The organism is Glaciecola sp. 2405UD65-10, from assembly GCF_048820975.1.
Taxonomy (GTDB): Bacteria; Pseudomonadota; Gammaproteobacteria; order Enterobacterales; family Alteromonadaceae; genus Glaciecola.
In genome coordinates this window covers 23,218-37,262 of record NZ_JBMEUF010000002.1, presented here as the reverse complement: position 1 = coordinate 37,262, position 14,045 = coordinate 23,218, and the positions used below count along the sequence as shown (strand labels likewise).

The following is a 14,045-nucleotide window of genomic DNA, read 5'->3' as shown; positions in this document are numbered from 1 at the left end:
TATTATTAAGAAGAGCAACAAAATTGCCAAATATTGAAAAAAACACCAGCGGCTTCAAGCGGCTACCCCGTGCTACTTTGTGTTCATTAAAAGGATACAAAGCCGCTTGGATTTACGAGTCAGGCTTTCGCCAGTATACGGTGGTTTCACTGACACTATTTCCTGTAGCTTATTTGCTTGCGAAGTCTTTTGAGCATTTCTTTTTGTTAATAGGAACGTTGGTCTTTTTGCTGTTTGCCGAAATTGTAAACTCTGCTTTAGAAGCGTTAGCGGATGCAGTTATGCCTGAATACAATGAGCTGGTAGGGCGAGCAAAAGATTTAGGTTCAGCCGCGGTATTTACAGCCTTGTTGTTCGCGTTGCTAGTGTGGTTGCACGGGCTATACACTTATTTTATTGCGTAATAGATAAGGCTATTTAGCATCTTCAACAAAGCTATCTGCTATGGGTTTTGTACTTACACCATGAATAAATACGCTAAATAAAATGGTGGTCATTGCAATCGTTGCAATGTCGTATTTATTTTCTATTTCTGTATCGATAACCATTAATGTAAACACAATTGATGCTAATCCGCGGGGGCCGAACCAAGCAAATGTGAGGCGCTCTTTTAAGTTTAACGCGGTAAATTGTAACGACAACATAACCGGAATGATTCTAATTAAAGTCGCACTCAGTAACGCGTAAATAACAATAGGCCCTGTAATAGCCGGTATCACTAAATAGATACAAACAAAGCCAAATAAACACCACGTCATAAGCGATGTGAAATCAGCAATGTGCTCAGAGTCATTTATGAGTTCAGCACTAACTTTAGGGCTTGAGAAACGGTCGAACAATAGACCCGCAATAAACACAGCTATAAACCCACTTCCATGCAAATATTGCGTAATAGAAAACACAGCCATAGCGAAACCTAACAACAAAAATGGACTCGTATTTTGTGCGAAATAATGCCGCTTCATGGCAAAGTTAACTAAGGGTATAAAAGTGGCTATTGCCGCAACAGCAACAAAAACTGCTAAACCTAACTCACGAGAAAATACCATTAATGTATTACTGGCAGTAATTGCCGTATCTGGATGTTTTGCCAATAGCATAAAAATTAAAAAAATAGGAACGCACAAGCCATCGTTCAAACCGCTTTCAGTATTTATCCCTTCTCTAATTTTCTCAGGTACTTGCGTACTTTCAAGCAAACCTTTACTGAGCGCGGCATCTGTTGGCGTTAAAATTATGGCTAACAATGCCGATTGAACTAACGAAAAATCAGCAAAGAAAAATAAACCAGCTCCAATGCCGAGTAATAGGGTTAAGGGCAGGGCAACAAATAACAATAAGCTTGGATATTGAAAACTATGCTTCAGTACCGATAATTTTGATTTTGCCGCATCAGAAAATAAAAATATGCTTAATGTAAGCTCTATAAATGGAAGTAAATAATTGATGCCTATTTTAAGTTCTTTTCCCTCGCTTGGCATCATTAACGCTAAAAGCATTCCGCCAATAACAAAAAACATAGGGCCCGTTATTTCTGTGCGATCTAATTGCCTAATAGACATTGAATATATTAAAAACAATAAACCTATAAATGCTATTACCAAATATTCCATTTAAACCCTTATTTCAGCGTAATTTCATCTATATAAAACTCAAATTCACTTAATTCAGAGCCGGCTACAAACGCCAAACCTGCAAAGGCTTTTAGGTTGAAGTTGTCAAAATTATCCAAGGGGAGGCTCACTTTTTGCCATGTTTGCGTAATAGTAAAGTGTTGATTGGCAGGTATTCTAGCATTGCCCGATGCAAAACCTGCATCAAAGGCCATCACTTGATATTTGCCAGGCGTGCCCTTTATCCAAAACTCTAAGTGGGTATAGGCGCTTATATTCAAGCCAGAAACGGGCGCAATGAAATCTCCAACTGCCGCACCTGCCCATGGAAAAGCGAAGCCAGCTTCAATGGCTCCTGTAACGTGGAGTGATTGGTTTGTATTGTTTGCACCGCCTGATGAGAGTGAAAGTGCCGCGCTTGAATTACCGCCCGCCATCTTATCGTTTGACTCACTCCATATAAAATCAGGTAGTGTCTCCACATTTTCTAAGCTATCTTGCTCAAAGTTGCCAAGTACATCCGATTGAGCAGTAGGAGCGTCATTCGCTACAGGAACCTGAATATTTAGCCTATGCCCATTTTTGAACACATGTTTGAGCGCTAAGCTGCTTTTAATGTTAGTTGAAATGCTGTTAGGCACTAACATAAAGTCGGCACGCTTGCCAATTTCTATACTGCCGCGGTCATCTAATGCAAATAACTTTGCTGGCAATAAACTGGCTGCATTAATAGCTTCAACTATACTCAGGCCGCTGGCATGAAGGAGCTGCATTTCGGTATGAGCACTTACGCCATAAGCGGTAGAGGGATTAGGCGCATCAGAGCCGCTTAGAATAGCTACACCAGCTTCGTGAAACAATGCTACATTCTGTTGTGCTTTGGCGATGCTAAAGGCGCTACCCGCATATGGGTAGCTTGTTTGTAAAGTGCCTAACTGCGCCGACGACATCATCTTTCTTACGCTAGGGTTAGCCAGTACTTGCTTTGCCGTAGCGGCCTTATCAACTCCATCTATTACCGACAGGGTAGGTATAATAAAAACGCCTTTGTTTTTCGCTAGTGCTATTATTTCTGGGCCAGCAATGCTATCGGCAAAGATATGTACTAAGCCATCAATGTTGGCGTTGATCATGTCAAGGGCCGCTTGTTGTGACGATATATGCGCTAAGGCCAACATGTCATGTGCGTGAGCTTGTTTAACAAGCTCTTCAGCCAATGCTAATGATAAGCTAGGCATATGATTCTGATAGGGCATGTAAACAAGCTTAATATAATCAGCGCCTTGTGCTTTGCGCTTGGCAACAAATGGCGCAATATCACTGATAGTTGCAATGGTATCTATTGCGAAACCAAATTGTGTGCCATGCCCCTTATCCACGGTTGCTAAGGTGCCAGAACTGAAGAGATCAGCGCGTTTGAACTCCTGCAGATTCTCTCTGTCACTCCGTGTGTTCACTAATAGTGATTCATTGGTAAACATATCAAGATGGGTGCTTACACCAAAACGTAAGGTATCGGCTAAACCATTGCCCCACGTATGGGTATGCGCATCTATTAAGCCTGGCAACATTGTAAGCCCGGTGGCATCTAGCACATTTACACTATCGTTTATATCAGCAGACATCGCATCGGCGCTATCAATCTTTTTTATCAATCCATTCTCAAGTTCAACACTCATCTCTGGAATAAAAGCTTCGCCGTTAAACACTGTCACATTCGTAACAAACTCTATGTTATGACTAATATTCGCGTTATTGGGTGTTTTATTCACATCGCGAACTTGCTCAATGGGGGTAGGTAACACCATCAAAAGAACAATGATGACGAGTGCTAGGCCTGCGGTCGTGTATGCAAATACATGTTTTATCATTATTTATTCCTTTAATTGTTGCTTAGTTGCGCTGGCGCGACCATGCAAAACGAGTAAACCCAAGTAGTGCAAGTGTAATAATAACAATGGCCATAATATTCATCATAATATTACGTTCACCAGGCGCACCTAATACATATAGTGCTATTTCACTCAAGTGGAAACTAGGGAGTAACATTGCGAACATTTTCATGGCATCAGGAAATATAGTTATGGGTATCCATAAACCACCTAGCGCCGCTAAGGCTAAAAAGAAAACGTTAGATATGGCAACCGCTGCGTTATTGCTGCACAAAAAACCAATCGATAACCCAACTAATATGAATGGGAAAGTGGCTAAAATATGAACGAACAGCATCAGTGACCAAGTGGCTGTTGGTAGGCGCACGCCTGCAGCAAAGCCTGCAATGGCGTATATAATAATCAAAGACATACTAGCAAATAGTAAGGTGCTACATATTTTAGCGCCAATGTATGTGACTGCGCTGCTTGGCGAGGCACGTTTAAGGTCTAACCATCCTCGGTCGCGCTCATTGGCCACACTTATTCCAAAGCCAAAAATAGCTGGGGCCATAACACCAAAAACACCGTAGGTGGCTAGCAAATAAGCCGCATTATTGCTCCCGCCGGGTAACATAATGGCGAATAAGGAGTAAAATGCAGCGGGCATGCCTAATGTAGGAATAATAAAGTCTAGGGCGCGGAAGGCTTTAAGAATTTCAGCGCCCGTTTCTAGGAAAAATACGTTTGTAGAATGCCTCATACTTGCTCTCCTTGCGTGCTGAGCTGCTCAAATAAGTCTTCTAGCTTTGGTTGGTTAACGCTTAAATCAGTTAAGTTAGGGTCGGCTTGAAGCAATGCGATTAGGCTAATATTAGCTTGGCTTGTTTGAATATGCGTAAATCTTCCCGATACCGAAACATCTATAACCTGCGGGAGAGTTTGTAGCTCAGATTCACTAAGCATCGTATCGCATTTTATAATAGAGCCTTGAGCTTGCGCCTTTAGTTTGTCAGCGGTTGCGTTTGCTACCATTGTACCGCCAGCCATTACCATAATATTGTCAGCTAGGTTCTCGGCTTCTTCTAAGTAGTGTGTTGTGAGTACAATAGTTTTGCCTTTACGCGCGAATTCACGAATAACGTTCCACAGCGTTCGTCTTGCATCCACATCAAGCCCGGTTGTAGGCTCATCTAAAAAAATTAGGTCGGGGTTACCAATTACCGCTAGTGCAAATTGAGCTCTGCGTTTCTGGCCGCCACTTAATTGTTTGTATCTGCGGTCAACAAAGTCACCTAAGTCACATTTTTCGATGGTGCTGTTAATGTCTAAAGGCTTAGGATAGTAACTACTAAACAAGGTGAGTTGTTCGCGAATGGTAAGTAAGTCTGGTAGGTCGGAGTCTTGTAGAATAACGCCTGTACGTAATTTAGCGTGTATTGAACCCGCCGCATGCCCAAATATCTTAATTGAACCGCTACTGCATGGTTCTAGCCCCAGGGCACACTTTATCAGGCTCGTTTTGCCGGCGCCATTTTTACCTAAAATTGCGTAAACACCGGGTTCGTTTATTTCAAAGCTAAGTTGGTTGACCGCACTAATACTGCCATAACTTTTACTTAAAGTATTGCAGCACAAAATACTGGGAGAATGCTCCATGACTTTTTTCCTTGTCTGTGTTTTACAATTATTAAGATATCACTAGGATATTAAGCGGGCAAGATATGTGCATGTGTCAAAAGTCACAATGTGCTGATAAGCAAACATTATTTTCATCTTGAGAGGGGGTTATGAGGTTCCCGCCTTCGCGGGAATGACGATGCGAGCGGGAATGACGATGCGAGCGGGAATGACGATGTGACGAGAGTGTCGATATGGGCTATAACAACGATGTTAACTGGAACAACGATGTGGGCGTATAAGCGCTAAATTAGCGCCATACTAATAACTATATAAGCCACTATAGTAACCGCACCGGTAGCCAAGGCATACGGTAACTGTGTTTTAACGTGAGTGAGTAAGTCAACGCCTGCAGCTAATGAAGATACCGCGGTAGTATCGGATATGGGTGAACAGTGGTCACCAAATATGCCGCCGCCTAATATGGCTGCCAATACCAACTCAGGTGGTAAACCTAAAGCGCTAACTAAGGGCATGCCAATGGGGATAAGTATTGCAAATGTTCCCCATGATGTGCCGGTGGTGAAAGAAATAATCGCACCAGCAACAAATAAGGCGGGAACAACTAAGATAAACGGTAAATATTCACCCACCAAGCCTGATACAAACAAACCTGTCCCTAATACTTTTAGACTGGCGCCCAAGGCGATAGACAGCATAACAATAGTCACTAGGGGCAATAGTTCATTCATACCGGAAAAACCAATTTTAAATGCGCCTTGAGTGTTACTACGTTTACTCAAAATAATAAGCGAGAACCCCACTATGCAAGCCAAAAATGTTGCGTAAAGCACCGATTTACTGCCACTGCCTTCAGTCAGTTTTCCATCGCCCGTCCACACCATAAAGGCAAACATGCTTATAATCATAGTTGCCAAGGGTAGCAACATATAACGTGACTTAGTAGGAGCGGGGATTTCAATATGGCTATCTAAACGCTCAAGCTTTTGCTCAGCCTCTTTCAACGGGCCATGAACTTTGTCACTTATAATTGTGTAGGCAACAATGGCTAAGGTTAACCACGCGTAAATATTATAAGGTATGGTGCTCCATAAAATAATGAAGGAATTGTCATTTAGTTCATACGCATCAAGCAAACCCAGTACATATGCGCCCCAGCCATTTAGCAGTATTAATATGCACACCGGCGCGCTTGTGCTATCAATTATGTAGGCTAAGCGAGCGCGGCTCATTTTGAAGCGGTCAAAAAGGCCTCTAGCCATAATGCCAGCGGTAAGTACGCTTAAATTTGATTCAATAAATACCGCAATACCAGTAAGCATGGTAATACCGCCAGCGCGCCTTTTCGTTTTGGCTATGCCTGAATTCACAAGTTTGTTAACAAAGGCTGCAACCCCGCCAGAGTCTCGCATAAAAGCAAGCAACGCACCTACCAACAAAGAAAAAAGCAGTATCCGTGATGTACCTGCACTTGCAATGGTGCTGACCATACGCTCTATAGTATTAATAGGAGTAAGTAGAATATTGTTACTGGCATTTAACAGTAATAAGGCCTCAGAGCTTACAATTGCCAAAAGCAGAGCTAAAATCACTTCTTTTTTCCATAGTACAACCGTAATGGCTACCAATGGGGGGATAATACTTAACCAATCCAAATGTGGTTCTCCTAATGATACTGCTTATTGTGTAAAAACATATTAACTCGCGCTTATTGCTCAGTGGTATTCGCTAAAACCGTTTCATATACTAAATTCATAATCGTTTCGTAGTCGGCGCTCTGGTAACTATCAGCCGCGAATGTGCCATTTTCAGTGGGTAATGAATGATTTTTGTTACTCAAATAAATAATGGCTAAATCTAAGTTTGGGTCTATGACACTTGCGGTACCGGTTTCCCCAGTATGCCCGTATGCTCCCGCACTTGCATAAGCACCAAAATGCCACTTTGTTTCGTCAGACGCTAAGCGCCAGCCTAAACCTATTGAGTCTTTAACAAATTCAGGGTGCACAAATCGCATCAGTGTATAGGGCGAAAAAACCTGTGTATCATTGTATCCACCGCCATTTAAGAACAGCTGCGCTAAAACTGCTAGTTCATCTATGTTTGAAAATAAACCCGCATGGCCTGATACGCCCTGCATAGAGTAATACGCAGTTTCATCACTCACTTCTCCTTGCAGCACGTTTTCTCGAATATTCGGGAAAGAAAGTTCACCGTTTCGAGTATCACCAAAAATTTCACTGGCGGCGAACTCTATGGGTAAACGGCCTTTGTCCAAAGGCTTAAACAAGGTGTTATTTAATTTTAATGGTTTGTATATTTTGTTTTCAAGGTAGCTGTCTAAAGGCATATGGCTTATGCGCTCAATTAACAAACCTAAAATCATAAAGTTAGTATCAGAATAAGCTTGGTCACTTCGTCTTGACGCACTAAAGGGGAGGTTATTTAGCAATAGCTTTTGCGTAAGTTCGCGCTCTTGGGTGAAAAACCCCTCGCCTAAGGCATTTTTGTCACTGAATAAGGCTAGGTCGTTACTATAGCCAGATGCGTGGGAAAGTAAATCTGCAATTGTGCGAGTGCTCCTGCCATCTCCATTATATTCTTTTAAGTAAGCACTAATGGGTGCGTATAACGATAATTTACCTTCGTCTATTAGCTTCATTATAGCAATAGTGGTAGCAAATACTTTGGTGTTAGCTCCTAAATCAAATAAAGTGTTTTCTGACATTTTCTGTGGGTAGGCTAGCAAAGTGCCGCCAGCGCTATATTTGCTTGCGTAACCATAAGCACTGCGTTTAATTATTTTGCCTTTATGAATAACAATAATACTGGCGCCTGGGAATCCATTTGCTACATCGCGTTCAATTAAAGAGTCTAGGGCGCTGAAGTCGTATTGCTGGGTAATTTTTGATGGCGCTTTTAAGATTGGGTACGGGATGCTTACTTCAATAAATGGTAGGTCATCTTGGCTAGCGCTTGCGGTTTTAACTTGGTCTATTTTTAAACTGTTAACACCGTTTCGCGTGTATCTTGCAATAGCGTATTCCGCAGGCCTTGCACGGTTATTTTCGCTTGTGCCCCAAGCATCGGTAAGACTTAATAAATGGCCGTTAACATATATGTTTGCGTCAATAATTTGCTTACTTGAGAGGCGAAGAGTGCCGCTGCCCTTTTGGGCTACAAATTGTGAGCGTACAACCGCATGGTCCTTAGCTTTTGAACCTTCAAAAGCGAACAACATACTTAACTGCTGATGATGATTGCGCGATGCACTCACTGAATCAGAGCCGGCATCGTAAAACTCTTGTAATAGCTCTACTGATGCTAATTCATAATATTTTTCGAGTAAGGCGAATAAGGTTGCTACTGTATTCGTGTCGGCTTGATAATTCACATTTGTGGGAAGAAAGTGCATTTGAAACGCACCCAATGTGTCTTGTGTTTGTTGATCAAACACTCCCGTTTGCGTAATGCCGTAACCGTAAATACGCAAGGCCTTCTGTATAAGGCCAATGTTGGCTTGTTGTTGGCTAAATATTTTTTGATATTTAGCCACTGTATCTATGTCAAACCAAGCACCAATTCCGGCTTGATAAAGCTTATACCACGGGAATTTAGGACCAGGATCGTGCTTACGTGAGGGGGCTATATCAGAGTGCCCAACTACAGCCGTAGGTGTTATATCAGGATTACGCGCTAAAATTTCCTGACTCAGCTGAATCAGCGCGTCAATTTGCGCATCTTCAAAATGCGGGTAGATGCAGCTGGGTTTAGGTTTTATGAAACCTAGCGGAACGTCTTGCTCTGTGCATTCGGGCACATTAACTATTTCTATGCCAATAGATGAGTCATTTAAGCCGCTACGGCCTTGCCAATAACTCACGCCAGCATGCCAAGCGCGCTCGGTCTCATCTACTAATTTATATACTTTAATATCGTTATAGGGATAAGTAGCGTCATTTTTCATGGGGATGAGATAGTGGGAGCTTACGCCTCCCCCTTCATTCACCAAGTAAGATACAGACTTTTGATAATCTACAGCCGTAAAGTGCATCACTAAGGATTTTACGCGATAGCTAGAGTTTTGTGATTTTAGATCAACTGTTTCTATTTGGCCGTTATCTATAGCACAGCTAGATACAAGCATTGCCCAAACCGTGAAGCTTATAAATTTACAGGGCATAGTTAAAAATTGCATAGGGGCTTGAAACTCTTTTATTTGGTTTAAGAATCGTTACTTTGATTAAGTGCTTGGCGTAAATGGCCGTTTTGACCTTCAAGCAGTTTGCTGGCTTGTGAGGCTTCTTGCCCCGTTAAGAGCATCAAAATAGCCAGTTTAGCGCTATTGTTGGCTTTTTCCAAAGCAAGTTTGGCATCGTCCATTTCGCACTGAGTTGCCTGCATTACTATTCTAATAGCACGCGCGTGCAATTTTTCATTAGTGGCGTTTACGTCAACCATTAGATTCTCATACACTTTACCAAGTTTAACCATAACTGCGGTACTCAGCATGTTTAATATGAGTTTTTGTGCAGTACCTGATTTCATGCGAGTTGAACCGCTTAAACATTCAGGCCCTACGTGTGCACAAATTCCGGTTTTAGCAAGGCTTAACATAGGTGAGTTGGGGTTACATACCACGCTCACTGTATTACAGCCTATAGAATTCGCGTAGTTTAATGCGCCAATTACATATGGTGTGCGGCCACTAGCCGCAATACCTACAAGGGTATCTTTAGATGACAAGCCAATATCTGTTAAGTCATTCTTGCCTTGTTCACTGTTATCTTCCGCTCCCTCAACCGCGTTGGTAAGTGCGCTTTCACCCCCTGCAATGATACCTATGACTAAATCATCTGGCACAGAAAAAGTAGGGCGGCATTCAACTGCATCCAACACACCTAATCTGCCGCTTGTGCCTGCGCCTATATAAATTAAGCGCCCACCTGTTTGTAGGCTTTCTAGCGCAAACTTTAAAGCCTCTGCAATACTTGGAATGGCATCTCTAACAGCGCCAGCCACTTTTTGATCTTCACTATTAATACATGCCAGCAGTTCATGATTACTTAAAGTATCTAAACGCATTGTGTTTGGATTTCGCCCCTCAGATACCATGGTGTCTAACTGCTGAAGAAGCTGTTTTGTGTTGCTCATGTAGTTTGCTCACTCTGTATTTTAGTATTGCCCATTAAACAAATTAAGGTTGCCACGGTCGTTGCAATTAGTAATTGATATGAAAAATTAAGATCAAACTGCATAGATTCAGCTAAATACAAAGTTTGTATATAAGGCTGCATAAGCACGGGAATACTAAAGCCTACTAACAACGCGCAAACAATTGAAGTGGGTGAACCTCGTTTCGTAAATAAAGCAGTAAAATAGACGCCAAGCAAGCCGCTATAGGAAAAAACCATAACACTTAAGGCAAAGGCGAGTAAGGGTGTATCGGTATACTGCTGCCAGTAATAACATAAACCTGCCATTGCGCTTAATAAAATAGCCACTAGCCCCATACTTATTCGCCCAGCAATAATAAGTTGCTGCTCTGTTGCTTCCTGCTTCTTAATAATACCGCAGTAAAATCCACGGTATAAATCTTGTACCGCTACTGATGACATACTATTTAAGCCCGAGTTAAGTGTTGATAAAGCCGCCGCAATAATGCCAATGGTTACAATAGCTTTAATGCCATTTGGTAAGTCAGTGAGTACATAGTACATAAAAATAGTCACAGTTTGCCCAGAAAACTCCGGAATAGGGGCGCCATCAAGGCCATTGTGCATCAATTCAGGATGTTGATAATACACATACAACAGTAAACCTATGCACACGAATATAAGTACTACAGGAATTCCCATAATTATGGAGCTGAGCAGTGCCTTACTGGCACTTTTTGCATCTTTGCAGGTAAGCATACGCTGGGTAACGTCTTGATCTAGGCCAAATGCAGCTATATTAAGTAGTACAAAACCAGTAACCACTGACCAAAAGCTAAATACTCCTGCGCCAGTAAAGTCTAAGTCAAAGTTAAAGAGGGTAAGCTTGGATGCTTGGTCATTTCCGGGTGATTGCAAGGTGGCTACAATTTGGGATAAATCAGCAGGGATACTGGTGAGTAAATAGCCTAGTACTAATAAAGCTGCCGAAATATAAACTAAAGCTTGGATGGCATCACTGTAGATAACGCTTTTAATGCCACCGTACATAGTATAAGCAAATCCAATGCTAGCAATTAGCGCTATTGACAGTAAAACATGATTGGCTTGTATGTCTCCAAATAAGATCATGGCTACTGCAATTGCCGCCATATATAGCCTTGCTCCACTTGCGAACAAGCGACCAATTAAATAAACCGTTCCGGCTTGATATTTTGCACGTTCACCAAATCGTTGCTCTAATAACTCATAAACCGTAAATACTTTTTGCTTATAAAACTTAGGCATCAAAAAATAAGCTACAAATATAGCGGCTATAAATCCGGCTAAATTAGTTGCTAGGTAGCTTAGGTCACCTCTATAGCCTTGGTCTGGGCCGCCCAAAAATGTTGCAGCAGATTGCGAGGTAGCCAATACGGAAATACCCACTAACCAAATAGGCATTTGATTACCTGCCAAAAAGTAATCTTTACTTGATTGCGACTTGGTATTAAACCAAAACCCCGAAACAACAAGTATCAGTAAATAAGCGGCAAAAAAAGACCAATCAAGAAATGAGAATTGATCAATCATACGTTCTCAGAGTGTTACGTAAAAGCTTCATACAACATACCTTTTTATTGTTATTGTGTCATATTATTAGAATCACGATATAGTTTACGACTTAGACGCAATTATTTATAGCGATATAGGTGAAAATGCGTTTTTTCTAGCATACACTTATGCCATAAAATACCAAAGGAATTGATACTTTGAGCCGTTCGAGCCATGCCATTATTAATTTATCATCTGTACAGAGCAATTTGCAAAAACTCATTGCCTTGACTAATGGCGCAAAAATAATTGCCGTTGTTAAAGCAGATGCTTATGGCAATGGTGCTGTTGAAGTCGCAAAGCTTCTTGAAGATAAGGTTGACCTACTTGCCGTAGCATTTTTAGATGAAGCCTTAGCGCTAAGAAATGCCGGTATTAATAAAACTATACTTATTCTTCAAGGTGCTCACCATGCAGATGATTTTGACCAGGGTGAAAATAACCAATTTATATGGATAATGCATTCGTATTGGCAACTTGATGCATACAGAGAGTACCTTTCAAGATCGAAAATGCCCCCCTGCGCTTGGATCAAATTTGATACGGGTATGCATCGCTTAGGTTTTCCAATTAACGATTTTAATCGCGTAATTGATGATTATGGCGACATAATTGACGAAAATTCAGCTATCGTTACTCATTTAGCGAGGTCAGATGAACCTGATCAAAGCCACGTTAACATGCAAATCGCATCTTTCTTAAAAGCGATAGAAAAAACTGAATTCCCTCTTTGTATTGCCAATTCTGCTACCAGTATTCGCTTTCCTCATGCGCATAAAAATTATGTACGTTTAGGCATTGCTATGTATGGTTCTACGCCGTTTGAAGCTGCAGATAATCCTATTGAGCTAACACCCGTAATGAGTTTGCACTCCCAGATTATAGCGCTTCGTACTATCCCAAAAGGCGATACGGTAGGGTATGGCGGTACATGGCGTGCACCAAAAGAATCAGTGATCGCTACTGTAGCGATAGGCTATGGAGATGGCTACCCAAGGCATGCACCTACCGGCACGCCAGCTTGGTGTAACAATCAAATAATTCCTCTAGTTGGCAGAGTGTCAATGGATATGCTGACTTTCGATGTAAGTGGCTTAGACGATCCTCAAATTGGTGATCTTGTTGAGTTGTGGGGAAATAAGCTTGCCATTAACGATGTGGCTGAACACATTGGAACAATTGGTTATGAACTGATGACAAGAGTCTCTAAACGAATACCGCGGCATTATATTTATCCAGGCTCGCCTGAAAACAAGGGAAACAAATAATGCGGCAATGGATAATTGGGATTGATGCCGGTGGTAGCAAATGTAGCGCAAGCCTTTTTGACCAAAAGGGTAATGAAATGGCGCAAGTTCAAACAGGATCAAGTAATCTGTTTACCCACTTCACCGGGGCAATGCAGTCAATTGAACAAGGAATTACAGGGCTTTTATCGCACAGCCTAGCGCTTGAGAACAAAATAAAGCCTAGTGATTGTATTGTGAGTATTGGTGCCGCGGGAGCTGGTATAGAAAGTGTACAAGCGAGGTTTACTGCTTGGCAGCATTCATTCTACCGCACGTTTCTTTTCACTGATTTAGAAACCGCATGTTATGGCGCAAATGAGGGAGAAGATTGTGCTTTTGTGGTCTTAGGTACGGGCTCTTGCGTTGCAGAATATCGCCATAAAGAAATGCAGCAGTATGGCGGGCAAGGTTTTTTATTAGGCGATACTGCTTCAGGCGCATGGTTAGGGCAAAAAGCCATTCGCTGGTATTTACATGCGCTTGACTTGTCAGTGGGCAGAATTAGTAACGAGGCTTCGTTATTTGAAAGCATGTTTGACGTGCTAGGAGCAGATACTAATCAAGTCATTACTGAATGGGGGAAAGCAAGTCCAAAACAATTCGCGAGCTTAACTCCTCGTATACTGGCGAATGCCGAATCTAGCAAGCAAGTCGCCGCATGGCTTCAAGAAGGTAGTGTCTATTTACAGGAAATACTCACCCAAAAAGCATTTGATTTGCCGGTATTCTTGGGTGGTGGCATAGCGTTTATTTATAAGGAAAGGCTTCAAAAGGCGTTAAACAAAACAATGTTTGAGGCTAAGCAAAATGCCAGATATGGCGCATTCTGCTTAGCCAAAGCTCAGTATTCTTGAACTAGCACAATCTGAATTTTTCGAGTGT

At 41.8% G+C, this 14,045-nt stretch carries 11 protein-coding genes; 3 read left to right on the top strand and 8 right to left on the bottom strand.

Translation table 11 applies throughout. The features are described 5' to 3' along the window. Positions 1–23: 23 nt before the first annotated feature. Positions 24–404: a diacylglycerol kinase gene (locus tag ACOI22_RS12240; protein WP_420672402.1), complete on the top strand. Its 381-nt coding sequence runs from the start codon at positions 24–26 to the stop codon at positions 402–404. A 9-nt stretch (positions 405–413) separates the two neighbouring features. On the opposite strand, the gene ACOI22_RS12235 is transcribed toward ACOI22_RS12240, so the two are convergent. The 8 genes from ACOI22_RS12235 to ACOI22_RS12200 all read right to left on the bottom strand — a co-directional run bounded on the left by ACOI22_RS12235 (position 414) and on the right by ACOI22_RS12200 (position 11,853). Then, positions 414–1,613, bottom strand: coding sequence for a cation:proton antiporter (locus tag ACOI22_RS12235; RefSeq protein ID WP_420672401.1), 1,200 nt, complete (start codon positions 1,611–1,613; stop codon positions 414–416). A gap of 8 nt (positions 1,614–1,621) precedes the next feature. Beyond that, positions 1,622–3,484: an amidohydrolase family protein gene (locus tag ACOI22_RS12230; protein ID WP_420672400.1), complete on the bottom strand. Its 1,863-nt coding sequence runs from the start codon at positions 3,482–3,484 to the stop codon at positions 1,622–1,624. A gap of 22 nt (positions 3,485–3,506) precedes the next feature. Continuing rightward, positions 3,507–4,247, bottom strand: a complete 741-nt coding sequence (locus ACOI22_RS12225) for an ABC transporter permease (protein WP_420672399.1) — start codon at positions 4,245–4,247, stop codon at positions 3,507–3,509. Next, positions 4,244–5,143 (bottom strand): ABC transporter ATP-binding protein, encoded by a 900-nt coding sequence (locus tag ACOI22_RS12220; protein ID WP_420672398.1) that lies wholly within the window; start codon positions 5,141–5,143, stop codon positions 4,244–4,246. Before ACOI22_RS12220 ends, ACOI22_RS12225 begins: the two co-directional genes overlap by 4 nt. A 266-nt stretch (positions 5,144–5,409) precedes the next feature. Continuing rightward, entirely contained in the window at positions 5,410–6,780 is a 1,371-nt protein-coding gene (locus tag ACOI22_RS12215) for a Na+/H+ antiporter NhaC family protein (RefSeq protein WP_420672397.1), read from the bottom strand. 53 nt (positions 6,781–6,833) lie between these two features. Beyond that, positions 6,834–9,272 (bottom strand): penicillin binding protein PBP4B, encoded by a 2,439-nt coding sequence (pbp4b, locus tag ACOI22_RS12210; RefSeq protein ID WP_420672396.1) that lies wholly within the window; start codon positions 9,270–9,272, stop codon positions 6,834–6,836. 77 nt (positions 9,273–9,349) lie between these two features. Next, a complete protein-coding gene (murQ, locus tag ACOI22_RS12205) occupies positions 9,350–10,279 on the bottom strand; it encodes an N-acetylmuramic acid 6-phosphate etherase (RefSeq protein WP_420672395.1) in 930 nt (309 codons plus the stop codon). Further along, complete coding sequence (locus ACOI22_RS12200) at positions 10,276–11,853, bottom strand: sodium:solute symporter (RefSeq protein WP_420672394.1); 1,578 nt, start codon at positions 11,851–11,853, stop codon at positions 10,276–10,278. The genes murQ and ACOI22_RS12200 overlap by 4 nt, the downstream gene beginning before the upstream one ends. A gap of 179 nt (positions 11,854–12,032) precedes the next feature. On the opposite strand from ACOI22_RS12200, the gene alr reads away from it, so the two are divergent. Further along, the gene (gene alr, locus ACOI22_RS12195; RefSeq protein ID WP_420672393.1) at positions 12,033–13,142 is read left to right on the top strand and encodes an alanine racemase; all 1,110 of its coding nucleotides are present in this window, start codon (positions 12,033–12,035) and stop codon (positions 13,140–13,142) included. Continuing rightward, the gene (locus ACOI22_RS12190) at positions 13,142–14,017 is read left to right on the top strand and encodes a BadF/BadG/BcrA/BcrD ATPase family protein (RefSeq protein WP_420672392.1); all 876 of its coding nucleotides are present in this window, start codon (positions 13,142–13,144) and stop codon (positions 14,015–14,017) included. Before alr ends, ACOI22_RS12190 begins: the two co-directional genes overlap by 1 nt. Positions 14,018–14,045 lie beyond the last annotated feature (28 nt).